Annotated in this window: 17 protein-coding genes; 14 read left to right on the forward strand and 3 right to left on the reverse strand. The window is 71.0% G+C overall.

The features are described 5' to 3' along the window. Positions 1-77 precede the first annotated feature (77 nt). The 10 genes from pdxT to NYE39_RS02125 all read left to right on the forward strand — a co-directional run bounded on the left by pdxT (position 78) and on the right by NYE39_RS02125 (position 10252). Positions 78-689 carry a pyridoxal 5'-phosphate synthase glutaminase subunit PdxT gene (gene pdxT, locus NYE39_RS02080; protein ID WP_341011743.1) on the forward strand — a complete coding sequence of 204 codons (612 nt, stop codon included), beginning with the start codon at positions 78-80 and terminating at the stop codon, positions 687-689. Positions 690-733: 44 nt separating this feature from the next. Further along, a complete protein-coding gene (locus NYE39_RS02085; protein WP_084452761.1) occupies positions 734-1495 on the forward strand; it encodes a YebC/PmpR family DNA-binding transcriptional regulator in 762 nt (253 codons plus the stop codon). Positions 1496-1579: 84 nt separating this feature from the next. Next, on the forward strand, positions 1580-2113 hold the full coding sequence (gene ruvC / locus NYE39_RS02090; protein ID WP_072624520.1) for a crossover junction endodeoxyribonuclease RuvC: 534 nt from the start codon (positions 1580-1582) through the stop codon (positions 2111-2113). After that, positions 2110-2706 (forward strand): Holliday junction branch migration protein RuvA, encoded by a 597-nt coding sequence (ruvA, locus tag NYE39_RS02095; protein ID WP_072624521.1) that lies wholly within the window; start codon positions 2110-2112, stop codon positions 2704-2706. Before ruvC ends, ruvA begins: the two co-directional genes overlap by 4 nt. Then, entirely contained in the window at positions 2703-3827 is a 1125-nt protein-coding gene (gene ruvB, locus NYE39_RS02100) for a Holliday junction branch migration DNA helicase RuvB (RefSeq protein WP_341011744.1), read from the forward strand. Before ruvA ends, ruvB begins: the two co-directional genes overlap by 4 nt. Positions 3828-3968: 141 nt before the next feature. After that, a complete protein-coding gene (gene yajC, locus NYE39_RS02105) occupies positions 3969-4271 on the forward strand; it encodes a preprotein translocase subunit YajC (protein WP_072624522.1) in 303 nt (100 codons plus the stop codon). A gap of 1 nt (position 4272) precedes the next feature. After that, positions 4273-6165 (forward strand): protein translocase subunit SecD, encoded by a 1893-nt coding sequence (gene secD / locus NYE39_RS02110; protein WP_072624523.1) that lies wholly within the window; start codon positions 4273-4275, stop codon positions 6163-6165. Positions 6166-6170: 5 nt separating this feature from the next. Beyond that, complete coding sequence (gene secF / locus NYE39_RS02115) at positions 6171-7409, forward strand: protein translocase subunit SecF (RefSeq protein WP_083546079.1); 1239 nt, start codon at positions 6171-6173, stop codon at positions 7407-7409. Next, positions 7406-7954, forward strand: coding sequence for an adenine phosphoribosyltransferase (locus NYE39_RS02120; RefSeq protein WP_226283224.1), 549 nt, complete (start codon positions 7406-7408; stop codon positions 7952-7954). Before secF ends, NYE39_RS02120 begins: the two co-directional genes overlap by 4 nt. 9 nt (positions 7955-7963) lie before the next feature. Beyond that, positions 7964-10252: a RelA/SpoT family protein gene (locus tag NYE39_RS02125; protein WP_072624525.1), complete on the forward strand. Its 2289-nt coding sequence runs from the start codon at positions 7964-7966 to the stop codon at positions 10250-10252. Positions 10253-10287: 35 nt separating this feature from the next. Here NYE39_RS02125 and NYE39_RS02130 read toward each other — a convergent pair whose 3' ends face one another. Beyond that, positions 10288-11661 (reverse strand): DUF349 domain-containing protein, encoded by a 1374-nt coding sequence (locus tag NYE39_RS02130; protein WP_226283225.1) that lies wholly within the window; start codon positions 11659-11661, stop codon positions 10288-10290. A 56-nt stretch (positions 11662-11717) separates the two neighbouring features. Here NYE39_RS02130 and NYE39_RS02135 point away from each other — a divergent pair, with 56 nt between their 5' ends. After that, positions 11718-12419 (forward strand): MBL fold metallo-hydrolase, encoded by a 702-nt coding sequence (locus tag NYE39_RS02135; RefSeq protein ID WP_192912124.1) that lies wholly within the window; start codon positions 11718-11720, stop codon positions 12417-12419. Next, complete coding sequence (gene hisS, locus NYE39_RS02140; protein ID WP_192912125.1) at positions 12419-13795, forward strand: histidine--tRNA ligase; 1377 nt, start codon at positions 12419-12421, stop codon at positions 13793-13795. Before NYE39_RS02135 ends, hisS begins: the two co-directional genes overlap by 1 nt. Before the next feature lie 15 nt (positions 13796-13810). Here the strand turns inward: hisS and NYE39_RS02145 are convergent, their stop codons facing one another. Further along, entirely contained in the window at positions 13811-14353 is a 543-nt protein-coding gene (locus NYE39_RS02145; protein WP_072624528.1) for a helix-turn-helix domain-containing protein, read from the reverse strand. A gap of 741 nt (positions 14354-15094) precedes the next feature. Next, positions 15095-15712 carry a hypothetical protein gene (locus NYE39_RS02150; protein ID WP_226283227.1) on the reverse strand — a complete coding sequence of 206 codons (618 nt, stop codon included), beginning with the start codon at positions 15710-15712 and terminating at the stop codon, positions 15095-15097. Positions 15713-15868: 156 nt separating this feature from the next. On the opposite strand from NYE39_RS02150, the gene NYE39_RS02155 reads away from it, so the two are divergent. Both NYE39_RS02155 and NYE39_RS02160 read left to right on the forward strand, forming a co-directional pair. Further along, a complete protein-coding gene (locus NYE39_RS02155) occupies positions 15869-16780 on the forward strand; it encodes a site-specific tyrosine recombinase XerD (RefSeq protein ID WP_072624529.1) in 912 nt (303 codons plus the stop codon). 104 nt (positions 16781-16884) lie between these two features. Next, positions 16885-17730: a ParA family protein gene (locus NYE39_RS02160; protein ID WP_083546293.1), complete on the forward strand. Its 846-nt coding sequence runs from the start codon at positions 16885-16887 to the stop codon at positions 17728-17730. Positions 17731-17735 lie beyond the last annotated feature (5 nt).

Consider the following 17735-nt stretch of genomic DNA (forward strand, 5'->3'; position numbering starts at 1 on the left):
GCTGACCGGGGGACCAAACACGTCCACGCATCGAGGCGGCGGCAGTCGCAGGCGTGCGGGCGACTACATTCCGCTCCATGAGCGACCTCTCCCGTCCCGTCATCGGAGTCCTCGCGGTCCAGGGCGACGTCCGGGAGCACCGAGCCGCCCTCGAGGAGGCCGGCGCAGCGACGCTGCCGGTACGTCGACCGGAGGAGCTGGCGACGGTGGACGCGCTCGTGCTCCCCGGAGGGGAGTCGACGACCATCGACAAGCTCACCCGCACCTTTGGCCTGCGTGCCCCCCTTCGCTCCCGCATCGCCGACGGGATGCCGGTCTACGGCAGCTGCGCCGGGATGATCCTGCTCGCGGACCGCATCCTCGACGGCCACCCCGACCAGCAGACCCTCGGCGGGCTCGACATCACGGTGCGGCGCAATGCCTTCGGCCGCCAGGTCGACTCGTACGAGACCGATCTCCAGGTGCGTGGGGTCGAGGGCGGGCCGGTGCGCGCGGTCTTCATCCGCGCTCCGTGGGTCGAGCAGGCCGGTCCCGGCGTCGAGGTGCTCGCGAGCATCGAGGCGAAGGGGGAGTCCCGTCCCGTCGTCGTGCGGCAGGGGCACCTGCTGGCCACGAGCTTCCACCCCGAGGTGACCGGGGACCACCGCGTCCACGCGCTCTTCGTCGAGATGGTGCGGCGCGCCGCGTAGGATCGACCCTCGGACCACCTGCCAGCCACATCGAGGAGACCAACGTGTCCGGCCACTCCAAGTGGGCAACCACGAAGCACAAGAAGGCGGCGATCGACGCCAAGCGCGGCAAGCTCTTCGCCAAGCTGATCAAGAACATCGAGGTCGCGGCGCGCACCGGTGGTGGCGACCCCACCGGCAACCCCACGCTCTACGACGCGATCCAGAAGGCGAAGAAGAGCTCGGTCCCCAACGACAACATCGACCGCGCCGTCAAGCGCGGCTCGGGCGCCGAGGCCGGTGGCGCCGACTGGGAGAACATCACCTACGAGGGCTACGCCCCCGGCGGTGTCGCCATCCTCATCGAGTGCCTCACCGACAACAAGAACCGCGCCGCCACCGAGGTGCGCACGGCCCTGTCGCGCAACGGCGGCAACCTCGCCGACCCCAACTCGGTGGCCTACCTCTTCAACCGCAAGGGCGTCGTCATGGTGCCCAAGGCGGAGAAGAGCGAGGACGACCTGCTCGAGATCGTGCTCGAGGCCGGCGCCGAGGAGATCAACGACTTCGGCGACTCGTGGCAGATCGTGTCCGAGGCGACCGACTTCGTCGCCGTCCGCACGGCGCTCCAGGAGGCCGGGGTCGACTACGACTCGGCCGAGGCCTCCTTCCTGCCGAGCATGCAGGTGCCCCTCGACAAGGAGGGCGCCAAGAAGATGATCCGCGTCGTCGAAGCCCTCGAGGACAGCGACGACGTCCAGGACGTCTTCACCAACGGCGACATCTCCGACGAGGTCCTCGCCGAGCTCGAGGCCGACGACTCCTGACCCGGCGTGTCGGCGGCGCCGGGTGCGCCGCCGACACGTAACCTCGACCAGAACACGTGTTCGAGTCGATCCCAGGAGGCCGCGGTGCGAGTGCTCGGCGTGGACCCCGGGCTGACCCGGTGCGGCCTGGGGGTCGTCGAGGGCGAGGCCCGCGCCCTGCGCATGGTCGCGGTCGGCGTCGTGCGGACCTCGAGCGAGCGGTCCACCGGTGACCGTCTGGCCTACGTCCAGGACGAGCTCGACGCCTGGCTCGACCGCTTCGAGCCCGATGCGATCGCCCTCGAGCGCGTCTACGCCGCGGACCACGTGCCCACGGTCATGACGACCGCCCAGGTCAGCGGCCTGGTCCACCTCGCCGGGGCCCGACGGGGGCTGCCGGTCACCCTGCACACGCCCACCGAGGTCAAGGCAGCCGTCTCCGGCTCCGGCCGGGCAGACAAGGCGCAGATCACGACGATGGTCACCCGCATCCTCTCCCTCTCCGAGGCCCCCCGACCCGCCGACGCGGCCGATGCGCTGGCGCTGGCCATCTGCCACCAGTGGCGGGGCGCCGGCTCGGCCCGCCGGGAGCTCGCCGCGGCGAGCGAACGGGCGCGTCTGCGGTCGGTCGCCCGATGATCGCCTCGGTCACCGGCGCCGCACGGCACGTCGGGCTCGACCGGGTGGTCGTCGACGTCCACGGCATCGGCCTGCTCGTCCACACCCCGCCTGCCGTCGCCGCCTCGGCACGCGTCGGCCAGCCGGTCGAGCTCGCGACGAGCATGATCGTGCGCGAGGACTCGATGACCCTCTACGGGTTCGCCAGCGCCGACGAGCGCGACACCTTCGAGCTGGCCCAGACGGTCACCGGGGTCGGCCCGCGGGTGGCCATGGCGCTGCTGTCCGTGCTCAGCCCCCTCGAGCTGGCGGCCGCGGTCGCGGCCGACGACATCGCGACCCTCACCAAGGTCCCCGGCATCGGCAAGAAGGGTGCCGAGCGCATCGCCCTCGAGTTGCGGGGCAAGCTGCCCGAGGTACCCGGCGGTGCCGCTGGGGCCGCGGCTGCTGCCGCGCCCGCCGCGGCCTGGCAGGAGCAGGTGTCCGAGGCGCTCGTCGGGCTCGGCTACTCGGCCAAGCAGTCCGCCGAGGCCGTGGCCACCGTCGCCGACGAGCACGGCCCGGGTGATGTCTCCGGCGCCCTGCGCGCCGCGCTGCAGGTGCTCGCCCGATGAGTGGCTTCAGCTCCGAGATGCGCGTCGCCGATGACGAGGACCCCCGCGCCGGCGACGGCTCCTACGACGCGACCGCCCGCATCGTCGACGCGGGCGGCACCGACGACGACACCACCGTCGAGGCGGCGCTGCGGCCGCGTCGGCTCGACGAGTTCCCCGGTCAGCCCAAGGTGCGCGACCAGCTCGGTCTCGTGCTCGAGGCCGCCCGACGCCGCGGCGCCGCGCCCGACCACGTGCTCCTGTCCGGTCCGCCCGGGCTGGGCAAGACGACCCTGGCGATGATCGTCGCCGCCGAGCTCGAGCAGCCGATCCGGGTGACCTCCGGCCCGGCGATCCAGCACGCCGGCGACCTCGCGTCCGTCCTGAGCTCGCTGTCGGAGGGGGAGGTGCTCTTCCTCGACGAGATCCACCGCATGTCCCGGCCCGCCGAGGAGATGCTCTACCTGGCGATGGAGGACTTCCGGGTCGACGTCGTCGTCGGCAAGGGCCCGGGCGCGACCGCCATCCCGCTCGAGCTGCCGCCCTTCACCGTCGTCGGGGCGACGACGCGCGCCGGCCTGCTGCCGGCACCCCTGCGCGACCGCTTCGGCTTCACCGGCCACCTCGACTTCTACGAGGTCGCCGACCTCGAGCGGATCCTCGCGCGCAGCGCCCGACTGCTCGGGGTCACGGCCGACGACGACGCCCTGGCCGAGATCGCGCTGCGCTCCCGCGGCACACCCCGCATCGCCAACCGCCTGCTGCGACGGGTCCGTGACTGGGCCCAGGTCCACGGCACCGGGCAGGTCGACGTCAACGCCGCGCAGGCCGCGCTGGCGCTCTTCGACGTCGACGAGGCCGGGCTCGACCGGCTCGACCGGGCCGTGCTCGACGCCCTGTGCCGGCGCTTCGGCGGTGGGCCGGTCGGCCTGTCGACCCTGGCCGTCGCCGTGGGGGAGGAGACCGACACCGTCGAGACCGTCGCCGAGCCCTATCTCGTGCGTCAGGGCTACATCGTCCGCAGCCCGCGCGGCCGCATCGCCACCCCGGCGGCCTGGCAGCACCTCGGGCTCACGCCACAAGCGGGGGAGCAGGTGGGCCTCCCCTTCGTCGACGGCCCCGACACCGGTCGACTCGGCTGAGCCGACGACGGAACCCCACGCCCCGCCGTGTCCGTTGGTGAGGGCAACAGCGCTGACCTAGACTCGGCCACTGGCTCGGGAGACCCCGAGCCACTGCGACGTCAGCCGACCGACCAGTCCCGACCCAGGAAGTCCGCACCCATGAACCAAGGCTCGCAGACCGCCAGCCTGATCCTGCTGATCCTCCCGCTCGTCCTCATCGGATTCATGCTCTGGAGCGCGCGGCGACGGCAGAAGACCATGGCGGACTTCTCCGCCTCCCTGCAGGTGGGGGAAGAGGTCGTGACGACCTCGGGCATCTTCGGGCGGATCACCGAGGTCGAGGACGACCGGGTGCGCCTCGAGGTCGCTCCCGGCACCGTGCTGACCATCGACCGCCGCGCCATCGGCGCCAAGGAGACCCCGAGCGGGGACGCCACCATCGACCCCGACGGGCAGGACTGACATGGCCCAGCGTCGACGCACTCAGGACGTCGCCCGCAAGGACAACGCCAAGCGCACCCTGATGTGGCTCTTCGCCTTCATCATCATGCTCACCGGCGCGCTGGGCTACGGCGTGTGGAAGAAGGACGCCTCGTGGACGCCCGCGCTCGGGCTCGACCTCGAGGGCGGCTTCCAGTTCATCCTCTCGCCGCGCAGCACCGACGGCGGCTCGGTCTCCCAGCAGCAGCTCGAGGAGGCCCGCGACATCATCGTCCAGCGCATCGACGCGCAGGGCACCTCTGGCGCCGAGGTGACCACGCAGGGCTCGTCCAACATCGTCGTCGCCATGCCCGGTGTGCCGACGAAGGAGCAGCAGGACGCGATCGCCGCGTCGTCGCAGATGCAGTTCCGCCCGGTGCTCGCCACCGACATCGGTGATCCCGAGGCTGCCCAGCCGCAGCCGTCCGCCTCGAGCTCCTCCGGGTCGGGTTCCTCCGGCTCGGGGTCCTCGAGCTCGAGCAGCTCCAGCGCCCAGCCGAGCGCGAGCCGCAGCAGCTCGACGCCGGCCTCGCGCAACCAGGAGCGCACCGCCGAACCCACCCCGAGCTCGTCGGGCAGCGAGTCGGGCACGTCGTCGCCGAGCTCGTCCGCCTCGGCCCCGTCGAGCAGCTCGACCGCCGCACCGACCGGCACCGACCCCTCGGCCGACTCCTGGAAGCCCACGGGCGAGCCCACGAGCGCGACCGACCCCAACCACATCTCGACCAAGCTCTGGCGCGAGTTCCAGGACCTCAACTGCGCCAACCCGCCGGAGGACCAGCCCGTCGGCAAGACCGACGAGGCGATCGTCGCGTGCAAGGACGACGGCAGCCTCAAGTACGTCCTCGGTCCGGTCGTCGTCGCCGGCACCGAGATCGCCGACGCCGAGGCCGGCTACCGGGTCGGCCCGCAGGGCCAGCAGACCAACGAGCCCGAGATCCAGCTGACGCTCACGAGCAAGGGCCGCAAGGAGTACGGCGACATCTCGAAGGAGATGGTCAAGCTGCCGGGGCTCAACCCGGCCAACCCGACCAACCCGCCGGGCTCCTACAACGCCCTGGCGGCCGTCCTCGACTCCAAGGTGCTCATCGACCCGGGCTTCAACGAGGCCATCCCCAACGGCCAGGCGAGCATCTCCGGCTTCTCGATCGACGAGGCCCGGTCGCTGGCCAAGTCGCTGAAGTTCGGCGCCCTGCCGTTGTCCTTCGACGTGCAGAGTCGTCAGGAGATCAGCCCGACCCTCGGCTCCGAGCAGCTGCGCTACGGCATCATCGCCGGCCTCATCGGCCTCTTCGTCGTGCTGCTCTACTCGCTCCTGCAGTACCGTGCGCTCTCGGTCGTCGTCATCGGCTCGATGCTCGTGGCCTTCGGCATCACCTATCTGGCGATCGCGCTGCTGGCGTGGGGTTACAACTATCGCCTCGACATGGCCGGCGTGACGGGTCTGATCATCGCCATCGGCGTCACAGCCGACTCCTTCATCGTCTACTTCGAGAGAGTGAGGGACGAGCTGCGCGAAGGGAGGAACCTGCGGGCCGCGGTCGAGGCCGGCTGGGCCCGGGCCAAGGGCACGATCCTCGTCGCCGACGGCGTCAACCTCATCGCCGCCGTCGTCCTCTACGTCCTCGCCAGCTCGGGTGTGCGTGGCTTCGCCTTCACGCTGGGTCTGACGACGCTCATCGACCTCGCGATCTTCTGGCTCTTCACGCACCCGCTGCTGACGATCCTGGCCCGCAACAAGTTCTTCGCCTCCGGTCACAAGTGGTCCGGCTTCGACGTCGACACGCTGCGTGAGGCCAAGGTCCGCTACAAGGGCCGCGGCAACTTCGACATCGACAACCCGGTCGCCGTGCCGGCCGAGGGGAGCGCCCGATGAGTCGCATGGCGCAGTGGGGCAACGACCTCTACACCGGCGACCGGTCGATCGACTTCGTCGGCAAGTCCAAGACCTGGTACATCGCCTCGGCCGTCATCATGGCGATCGCCGCACTCGGCTTCGTCGTCCAGGGGCTCAACCTCAGCCTCGAGTTCACCGGCGGTTCGGAGTTTCGCGTCGTCACCCAGGGGGCGCCAGCCTCCTACGAGGACGACGCGACCTCGGCCGTCCGTGAGGTCGCCGGTGGCTCCGCCTCGGCCAATGTCACCACCATCGGCGGCGACACGATCCGGGTGCAGACCGAGGAGCTCGACGGCGACGAGTCGCGCGAGGTCGCGCGCGAGCTGGCCAGCACCTTCGGCGTACCCCAGTCGGAGGTCAGCTCCAACTTCATCGGCCCCTCGTGGGGTGCCTCGGTGAGCCAGCAGGCCCTGCGGGCGCTGGTCGTCTTCCTCGTCATCACCACGGCCCTGATGGCGCTGTACTACCGCAACTGGAAGATGGCCGTCGCCTCGATGGTCGCGCTGGCCCACGACATGGTCATCACCGTCGGGATCTACACGTGGACCGGCTTCGAGGTCTCGCCGGCCACGCTCATCGGCTTCCTCACCGTCCTGGGCTACTCGCTCTACGACACCGTGGTCGTCTTCGACCATGTCAAGGAAAACACCCGGGCGGCCTTCCAGAACAAGCGCTCGACCTTCGCCCACGCGGCCAACCTCGCGGTCAACCAGACCCTGGTCCGCTCGATCAACACCACGGTCATCGCGGTGCTGCCGATCGTCGCCGTCCTCATCATCGGCTTCGCCAAGCTCGGGCCCGGCACGCTGCTCGACCTGTCGCTCGCGCTCTTCATCGGCATGACCGTCGGTGCCTTCTCCTCGGTCTTCATCGCCACCCCGCTGCTCGTCGACCTGCGCCGCAAGGACCCTGAGGTCGTCGCGCTCGACAAGGCCGCGGGCAAGCACCACAAGGCCTCCGCAGTGCGCGAGCGCGTGCCGGCGGGAGCGAGCGCCGGCGCCGGCGCTGCGGCAGGCTCTGCGGCTGGTGGTGCGGACGACGGCTCGGCCGTCACCGAGGCGCCCTCCCGTGCCACCTCGACCACCGAGGGGACCTCCCCTTCGTCGTCGGAGGAGTCGGGCGAGGGCCAGACGGTCACGGGCCGCAAGGTGCACAAGTACGCGCAGTCCGGACCGCGCAACCAGCCGAAGAAGACCGCGCGCAACGGCCGGGGCAAGGGGTGACCCTGCCGACGCGCGAGGTCGACGCGACGCTGCGCAACCGCATCCTCGACGCGCTGCGCGACATCCCGGACTTCCCCGAGCCGGGGGTGACCTTCAAGGACATCACGCCGCTGCTCGCGGATGCCGTGCTCTTCGCCGACGTCGTCGCCGAGCACGCTCGACCCTGGGCCGGTCGGGTCGATGCCGTCGCCGGTCTGGAGGCGAGGGGCTTCATCTTCGGTGCGGCCGTGGCCGTGCACCTGGGCGTGGGCTTCGTGCCGGTGCGCAAGGCGGGCAAGCTGCCCGGCCGCACGGTGGGTCTGGACTACGACCTCGAGTACGGCAGCGCCCGGATCGAGGTGCACGACGACGCGATCGCGCCCGGCGCCCGGGTGCTCGTCGTCGACGACGTCCTGGCGACCGGTGGCACCGCGGCTGCCGCCTGCCGTCTGCTCGAGTCCTGCGGCGCAGAGGTGCCCGGCGTCGAGGTGCTCGTCGAGATCGCCGCACTCGGTGGACGTACCGCCCTGACGGGTCGTGACGTCCGGAGCCTCGTCACGGTCTAGGCTCACTCCATGAGCGAGCGCAACACCGGCAGCAGCGGATTTTCACCGCGGTCGCTGGCGCGTGCCTCGCTGGCGCGCATCGGCAGCGGCCGCGCCGCGACGCCCGGCGTGCTCGACCCCCTGCTGCAGATCGTGCGGCAGAACCATCCCAAGGCCGACGTCTCGATCATCGAGCGCGCCTACGCCGTCGCCGAGCGGGCGCACCGCGGGCAGGTCCGCAAGAGCGGCGACCCCTACATCACCCACCCTCTCGCCGTGACGACGATCCTCGCCGAGCTCGGCATGACGCCGGTGACGCTCGCGGCGGCACTGCTGCACGACACCGTCGAGGACACCGACTACAGCCTCGAGGACCTCGAGGAGGAGTTCGGCGCCGAGGTGGCCAAGCTCGTCGACGGGGTGACCAAGCTCGACAAGGTCACCTACGGCGACAACGCCCAGGCCGAGACCGTGCGCAAGATGATCGTCGCGATGGCGCGCGACATCCGGGTGCTCGTCATCAAACTCGCCGACCGGCTGCACAATGCGCGCACCTGGCGCTACGTCTCACCGGCGTCGGCCCAGCGCAAGGCCCAGGAGACGCTCGAGATCTATGCGCCCCTGGCCCACCGGCTCGGCATGAACACCATCAAGTGGGAGCTCGAGGACCTCTCTTTCGCCACGCTCTACCCGAAGGTCTACGAGGAGATCGTGCGCCTCGTCGCCGAGCGGGCGCCGGCACGGGAGGAGTACCTCACGACGGTGCGCTCCCAGGTCGTCACCGACCTGCGCGAGGCGCGGATCAAGGCCGTGGTGACCGGCCGTCCCAAGCACTACTACTCCGTCTACCAGAAGATGATCGTCGGCGGCCGCGAGTTCGGGGAGATCTACGACCTCGTCGCCGTACGTGTCCTCGTCGACACGGTGCGCGACTGCTATGCGGCGCTCGGCGCCCTGCACGCCCGGTGGAACCCCCTGCCCGGGCGCTTCAAAGACTACATCTCGCTGCCGAAGTTCAACATGTACCAGTCGCTGCACACGACGGTCATCGGGCCGCAGGGCAAGCCGGTCGAGATCCAGATCCGCACCCACCAGATGCACCGGCGGGCCGAGTACGGCGTCGCGGCGCACTGGAAGTACAAGGACCAGGGCAGCCCGGACGGCGGTCGCGTCGACGATGGCCAGGTGGGGGAGATGGCGTGGTTGCGCCAGCTGCTCGACTGGCAGAAGGAGACCTCCGACCCCAGCGAGTTCCTCGACTCGCTGCGCTACGAGATCAACACCCAGGAGGTCTACGCCTTCACCCCCAAGGGACAGGTCATCGCCCTGCCGGCCGGGGCGACGGCGGTGGACTTCGCCTACGCGGTGCACACCGAGGTCGGTCACCGGTGCATCGGCGCCCGGGTCAACGGCCGGCTCGTCCCGCTCGACTCGCCCCTCGACAACGGCGACGCCGTCGAGATCCTCACCTCCAAGGCCGAGGGGGCGGGGCCGTCGCGCGACTGGCTCAACTTCGTGCGCTCGGCACGGGCCCGCAACAAGATCAAGCACTGGTTCACCAAAGAACGCCGTGAGGAGATGGTCGACGCCGGCAAGGAGGCCATCGCCAAGGTCGTACGCAAGCAGAACCTCCCGCTGCACCGCATCCTCACCGTCGAGAGCCTCACCGCCGTCGCGAGCGAGCTGCGTCGTCAGGACGTCGACGGGTTGTACGCCGCGGTCGGCGAGGGGCACGTCTCGGCGCAGCACGTTGTCTCCCGGCTCATCGCCACGGCCGGGGGAGAGGACGGGGCGACCGAGGACCTCGCCGAGGCGACGATGCCCGGCCCGGTCGGGCGGCCGCGCAGCACCAACGACCCGGGTGTGGTCGTCAAGGGCGTCGACGACCTGTGGGTCAAGCTCGCCAAGTGCTGCACTCCCGTGCCGGGCGACGAGATCATGGGCTTCATCACCCGGGGCAACGGCGTCTCGGTCCACCGGGTCGACTGCCCCAACGCCTCGTCGCTGAAGAAGGAGGCCGAGCGGCTCATCGAGGTCGAGTGGGCCCCCAGCAGCACGAGCCTCTTCCTCGTGCAGGTGCAGGTGGAGGCCCTCGACCGGGCGGGGCTGCTCTCCGATGTCACTCGGGTGTTGTCCGAGACCGGCGTCAACATCCTCTCGGCTGCCGTGCACACCTCCCGCGACCGGGTGGCCGTCCTACGGTTCACCTTCGAGATGGGCGATGTCGCCCACCTGAGCCACGTGATGGACCAGGTCAAGCGGATCGAGTCGGTCTTCGACTGCTTCCGCATCACGGGTGGGTCGAGCAAGAAGGGGTGAACCTGCGCCACCCCTCCTCGCCGCCCGAGTGAACGTCAGCCGCCGAACTCGTCGAGGCCCTTGCGGGCCTGGTCGAGCCAGGCCTGCTGGGCGTCGAGCTGCTCGCGCAGCTTCGCCGCGCGGGAGGCATCGCCATTGGCCTCGGCGGCCTCGGCGTCTGCGCGCAGCTCGGCAACCTTGGCCTCGAGCTGGGTGACCATCGACGAGGCGCGGGCGGACAACTCGGGGTTGGAAGAGGCCCACTTCTTGTCCTCGGCCTCGCGCACCGTCTGCTCGACGCGGCGCATCCCCTTTTCCATGCGGTCGATGTCGGCACGCGGCACCTTGCCCGCGGCCTCCCAGCGCTCCTGGATGCCGCGCAGCGCGGCCTTGGTCTTGTCGAGGTCCTTGACCGGGAGCAGCGCCTCGGCCTCGGCGAGCAGCGACTCCTTGACCTCGAGGTTGCCGCGGTGCGCCTCGTCCTCCTTGGCCGCCTCGGCGTCCTTGGCGTTGAAGAAGGTGTCCTGGGCGGTGCGGAAGCGCTCCCACAGCCGGTCGTCGTCGGCGCGGCCGGCCCGGCCGGCGCGGCGCCACTCGTCCATGAGGCGCTTGTAGGCGCCCGCGGTGGCATTCCAGTCGGTCGAGGTCGACAGGCGCTCGGCCTGCTCGACGAGGTCCTGCTTGATCGCCTTGGACTCGCCGCGCGACTGCTCGAGGTGGGCGAAGTGGGAACGCCGGGCCTTGTCGAAGCCGTTGCGCGCCTTGGAGAACCGCTGCCACAGCGCGCTCTCGACGTCCTTGTCCAGCCGGACCTTGCCCCGCTGGTGGGCCTTCCACTCGTCGAGCAGGGCCCGCATGCGCGCGGTGGACTGCTTCCACTGGACCTTGCCGACGGGCTGGGCCGCGATGTGCTCGGCCTCGGCCACGATCTTCTCCCGCTCGGCGGCTGCGACCTTCTTGGCCTCGGCGCGCTCGGCGGTCTCGGTCTGCCGCTTGGCGGTCAGGCCCTCCTCGAGCTCGCCGATGACCGTTGCGAGTGCCGGCAGGTCACCGACGACATTGGGCTGCTCGGCGTGCTCGCGCAGCGACTTCAGCCCGTCGGCGATCTCCTTGGCGGAGACGTCGTGGGAGTCCAGACGCTGGCGCAGGAGGGTGGCGGAGGCGAAGAGCTCGTCGTACTTGCGGGCGAAGTACTGCAGGGCCTCGTCGGGGGTGGCGCCGGGGTAGGAGCCGACCTCGCGTTCGCCGTCGCCCTCGCGCACAAAGACCCGGCCCTCCTCGTCCGCGCGGCCGAAGGCGGCCGAGGCGGAGTGGTCGGTGGTGACCGCCGGCACCTCGGGGGCCGGGGTCACGGAGGGGTGGGGAGCCATGCGGGCCAGGGCCGCAGGGGAGGGCGCAGCGGGGCGCGGGGCGTTGGTGTCGTCACTCACAGGCTCGAGGTTACCCATTCCCGTAGCGCGTGCGGGGGCGCACGTAGGGTTGGGACGTGCTCACCGTCTCCTTCCCGGCCCAGGCCTTCGGGACCAACTGCTACGTCCTCGCCGACGCCCCGGGCGAGGAGTGCGTCATCGTCGACCCGGGGATCGGCATCGAGGAGACCTTGCGGGAGGTGCTCACCACCCACCGGCTCAAGCCGGCGGCGGTGCTCCTCACCCACGGTCACGTCGACCACGTCTTCTCGGTGACCCCCGTCTGCGGCGGCGAGCTGGCTGCCTACATCCACACCGACGACCGCTACCGTCTCGCCGACCCGCTGTCGAGCTCGTCGCTCGGCCCGGCCCTGAGCGGCATGCTCGAGCAGCAGTTCGGCAAGCAGGTCACCTGGCGTGAGCCCGAGACGGTCGTCGAGATCACCGACAGCGAGCGGCTGACCGTGGCCGGTCTGGAGCTCGAGGTCGCGCACGCGCCCGGGCACACCGAGGGGTCCGTGGTCTTCGGGATGAGCCGGGTACCCGATGGCATCCCCGACGAGGCGCAGGTCGACCGCACCCTGATCACCGGGGACGTGCTTTTCGCCGGTTCGATCGGTCGCACCGACCTCCCGGGCGGGTCGGACGCAGCGATGCAGGACTCCCTTCGTCGGGTCGTCCATCCGCGACCGGACTCCAGCCTCGTCCTGCCCGGACACGGACCGGCGACGACGCTCGGCCGTGAGAAGGCGACCAACCCGTACCTGCAAGGACTGTGATGAACGACCGCGCCACCGCCCCCCGACCGACCAAGGTCACCCCCCTGTCGGGCTTCCCCGAGTACCTGCCGGAGCAGCGGGTCGTCGAGCAGCACTTCATCGACGTCATCCGCTCGACCTTCGAGCTGCACGGCTTCCCGTCGATCGAGACCCGTGCGGTGGAGCCGGTCGAGCGTCTGCTGGGCAAGGGCGGCGACGCCGACAAGGAGATCTACGGGATCCACCGTCTCGCCGAGGACGAAGGGGGGTCCGCCGCCGGTCGTGAGGGGCAGCTGGGCCTGCACTTCGACCTGACCGTGCCCTTCGCGCGCTACGTCGTCGAAAATGCGGGTCGGCTGAACTTCCCCTTCCGCCGCCACCAGATCCAGAAGGTCTGGCGTGGCGAGCGGCCCCAGGAGGGGCGCTACCGCGAGTTCACCCAGTGCGACATCGACGTCGTCGACGCGGGGGAGCTGGCGCCGCACTTCGAGGCCGAGATGCCGCTCGTCATGGCGGAGATCTTCGCCAAGCTGCCGATCCCGCAGATGGTCATCCAGGTCAACAACCGCAAGATCCCGGAGGGCTTCTACCGCGGGCTGGGGATCGACGACGTCGCCGGCACGCTGCGCATCGTCGACAAGCTCGACAAGGTCGGGCCCGACAAGGTCGTCGCGCTGCTCGTCGAGGCCGGGCGCACGCCCGAGCAGGCGCAGGCCTGCCTCGACCTTGCGGCGATCCGGACCGAGGACACCTCCTTCGTGGAGCGCGTCCGTGCCCTGGGCGTCGCGCACGAGGTGCTCGACGAGGGGCTCGCCGCCCTGGCGGCGGTCATCGAGACCGGCGCCGCGGCAGCGCCCGGGGCGATGGTTGCGGACCTGCGGATCGCCCGCGGTCTCGACTACTACACCGGCACGGTCTACGAGACACAGCTGGTCGGCTACGAGTCGTGGGGCTCCTTCTGCTCCGGCGGCCGCTACGACGAGCTCGCCAGTGACGGGCGCACCACCTACCCGGGTGTGGGGATCTCGATCGGTCTCTCGCGACTGCTCGGCCTGCTGCTCGGCAAGGGACTCGTCGGTGCCTCGCGGAAGTCGCCGTCGGCGGTCCTCGTCGCGGTGACCGACGAGGAGACCCGGGCCCGGTCCGTGGCGGTGGCCACGGCGCTGCGTGCGCGGGGGATCCCCTGCGAGGTGGCGCCGGCGGCGGCGAAGTTCGGCAAGCAGATCCGCTTCGCGGAGCGCCGGGGCATCCCGTACGTGTGGTTCCCCGGCGCGGCCGAGGGCGACGGCGACCAGGTCAAGGACATCCGGTCCGGCGAGCAGAGTGACGCGGATGCGGCGTCCTGGGAGTGCCCGGCGCAGGACCTGCGACCTCAGGTCGTGGCGCTCGAGGGCTGAGCGCCGCGCGGCAGGTCACGCAGCAGACCCTCGCTGGGGTCGTCGCCAGGTCCACGCGCGCCCCTTGAGAGTCGAGTCCTCGCGCAGCTCCTGCGCCGTGTGCCACGTGACCTGTGCGTCAGGTGGCGGGCGCCGGGATCCGGCATCGCGCGCCAGCAGGTCCTCGGCGCCCCACCACGTGCTCGGCGGCTCCGCTCCGACGAGACCGGGCGGGCGGGGGATGGGCATCGCCGTTGCCACGGGGTCGGGAGGCTCAGGGTCTGGCTCCTCGGGGTCGGGCGGAGCCGGGTCCACTGGCAGCAGGGCCAGTCGGAAGCCGATGTGCCGCAGGAGCCCGTCGACCTTGGCGACCGTCAGTGCCCCCGCGTCGCTCTCCAACCTGCCCAGGGAGGAGCGGCTCCACCCGATCTCGGCGGCCATGTCACGTTGGCTCAGGTGGTGCAGCCGACGGTGGCGCCGCGACAGGAGGCCCACCCGATCGGCGATGCTCAGGCCGGCTCGTGCGCGGTCGAGCTCAGCTGCTTTGCTGGGGTGGGCGTAGCCTCGCGGGGTGCTCACCGGCTCTGGCTCGTCATCGACTCTTGCCGGCCAGTAGAGGCAGTCGAGGCAGTCCTCGCAGTCACCCGGCGCGGCGCAGGTCGTGCACGGCAGGGGGCAGGTCGTCTCGGGTTGTGACGCTCCGCCCGATGGACGTCGACTTTCGTCAGGCGCGTCTGGTGCGGGGGAGTGGTCCGGGTCCGGTGAGCTGGTCATGCTCCGATCCTTCGCCCTCCGGGTCATGCGGTGGGGACCGACCACGTGCCTGTGGACGGCAGCGGCGAGGCGAACCCGACTGGGGACGAACAGTTGCCGCCACTGCTCCGTACGACGGGCGACTGGGCCGTCGCGGGCAGGTCCCACCGGCTCCAGCCACTATGCCGTTGCTCCGTACGACGAGCGGCTGGGCCGTCGCCGGCAGGCACCCACCGGCTCCATCCACTACGCCGTTGCTCCGTACGACGGGCGGGGTTCGGCGGCTACGGGCATCAGCTCGAACGCCCTTGGACCACGCGGCAGACCGACCAACCAAGGATCAGGACTGCCGTGATGCGCGGAATCGTGGTCCGTCCTAGGGAGCAACGGCGTATGGGCTGGGGCGGCCAATTGCTGTCGGACTGTGCGGATCCTTGCCCGTGGTTCGGAGCAACGGCGTATGGGCTGGGATGGCCATTACTGTCCGTCTGCGCGGACTCTGGCCCGTGGTTCGGAGCAACGGCGTACGGCTCGGACGGCCACTGCCCTGCCGACCGACTGGGCGCGTCAGGTCCTGGAGCCGCTGCCGTCTGGGCCGCTGTGGCCTGGGCCGCGGTGCCCCGCGCCCGGGGGCGGGCGCAGTCCGCAGTCGGCGAGCTCCAGCAGGGCCAGCTCGTGGATCACGTCGACATCGCCGCGGCGCCACGCGCCGGCGGGGTCGGGGCTGATCCGGGACAGGCGTTGCAGCGGCTGGTTGGCCATGGCCCGCAACGCGAAGAGGTCGAGGTCGTCGACGTGGTCGACGAGCGACTGGGCCGCAGTGGCGCGTCGGACGAACCGCAGCCGGGCGGCGATCCAGAAGGTACCGACGATGAGCACGGGGGTGAGGGCGGTGACCCAGCCGAGGGTCGTGGCCAGACGCCCGACCGCGTCGACGAGATCGTGACCGGCGTCCTCGATGCTCGTCCCGGCACCAGCGGCGTCCCGGAAGGGGTCGGCCACCCGGTCGTCGAGGATCGGCAGGTCGTCGACGTTGTCGCCGGCGGACTCCAGCCGCTCCTTGAACCCACTGCCCGCCGACTCCAGACGCCGCCCCGGCTCGGCCAGCTGCATCGTCGTGTCGTGCACGGCCACGCCGATCCGGGCCCAGACGAGCACCCAGACGAGCATGAGCGCGTCGGCCACGAGTTGTCCGGTTCGACGTGCGGGCAGATCCGCATAAAGCTTCATGCAGGCCATTACACTCCCCATCCGTGGCCCTGCCACCCGTGGGCACAATGGCGTGCCCGCGGCACAACATGCACCCTCCACGGAAGGCCGGCCCCGGTGAGCAGCACGCCCATGGAGCGGGCCGTGCGCACCTGGCTGACCCAGCTGGACGTCGAGCGCGGGGTCTCCGCCCACACCCTCGCGGCCTACACCCGTGACGCCCGGCGCTACGTCGCGCACCTCGCCGAGCAAGGCATCACCGCTCCCGGCGACGTCACCGAGCTGCACGTCTCAGGGTTCTTGGCCTCCCTTCGCGCCGGGGACGACGAGCACCCACCGCTGGCCGCCACCTCCGCTGCACGCACGCTCGTGGCCGTGCGCGGGCTGCACAAGTTCCTCGCGCTCGAGGGGGAGACCGCGCACAACCCGGCCCAGGACGTGGCGCCACCGGCACCCCCTTCGCGCCTGCCCAAGGCCATCGGCCGCGACGAGGTGACCCGACTCATCGACGCGGCCGGCGTCGGCGACGGGGCGATCCCCCTGCGCGACCAGGCCCTGCTCGAGGTGCTCTACGGCACCGGGGCGCGCATCTCCGAGGCAGTGGGCCTTGACCTCGACGATCTCGACCTCGACATCGGTGCCGCGCGGCTCCTGGGCAAGGGTGGCAAGGAGCGGGTCGTGCCGCTCGGCTCCTACGCCGTCGACGCGGTGCGGGCCTGGCTCGTGCGCGGTCGCCCCGAGCTGTCGGCGAAGGGGAAGGCGGGGCCGGCGCTCTTCCTCAACCGCCGCGGCGCCCGCCTCTCCCGGCAGAGCGCCTGGGAGGTCATCACCACGGCGGCCGGTCGGGCCGACCTCTCGGGGCACGTCTCGCCGCACACCCTGCGACACTCCTTCGCCACCCACCTGCTCGAGGGCGGAGCCGACGTGCGGGTCGTTCAGGAGCTGCTCGGGCACGCCTCCGTGACGACCACGCAGATCTACACGATGGTCACCGTCGACCAGCTGCGCGAGGTCTACGCACAGAGCCACCCCCGCGCCCGCTGATAGTGTCGGCGCTGATCAGCGAGAGGCTGACCGACCGCCAGACCCGATGGAGTGATCCGACTGTGGCATCCGAGGTGACGCCGCCGCTCGACCTCGAGCACGACATGGCCCAGCCGGGTCCGACCGGCCGACCCATGCCCTCCTTCCCCGAGCCGCCGCCCCTGGCGTCGCACGGCCCGGCCCGCATCATCGCGATGTGCAACCAGAAGGGCGGCGTCGGCAAGACGACGACGACGATCAACCTCGGCGCCGCGCTCGCCGAGGCCGGTCGCCGGGTCCTGCTCGTCGACTTCGACCCCCAGGGCGCCCTGTCCGTCGGGCTGGGCGTGCCCACCCACACACTCGACCTCACGATCTACGACCTGCTCGTCAGCCGTGGGCACGAGATCACCGAGATCATCCAGCACACCTCGGTCGAGGGCCTCGACGTCGCCCCGGCCAACATCGACCTGTCGGCCGCCGAGGTCCAGCTCGTCGGCGAGGTGGCCCGCGAGCAGATCCTCACCCGGGTGCTGCGCCCGGTCGTCGACGACTACGACGTCATCCTCATCGACTGCCAGCCCTCGCTGGGCCTGCTCACGGTCAACGCGCTCACCGCCGCCCACGGCGTGATCATCCCGCTCGAGACCGAGTACTTCGCCATGCGTGGCGTCGCCCTGCTCGTCGAGACGATCGACAAGATCACCGACCGGCTCAACCCCGGCCTGACGATCGACGGCATCCTCGCGACGATGTTCGACGGACGCACCCTCCACAGCCGCGAGGTCGTCGGCTCGGTCGTCGAGCACTTCGGCGACAAGGTCTTCCACACCGTCATCTCCCGCACGGTGAAGTTCCCCGACGCCACGCTCGCCGCGGAGCCGATCACCACCTACGCCACCGGCCACTCGGGAGCCAATGCCTATCGTCAGCTCGCCCGCGAGCTCATCTCGCGCGGCGGCGCCCCCTGACGACC

Origin of the sequence: Janibacter sp. FSL W8-0316 (assembly GCF_038004165.1) — a bacterium.
Classification (GTDB): Bacteria; Actinomycetota; Actinomycetes; order Actinomycetales; family Dermatophilaceae; genus Janibacter; species Janibacter indicus.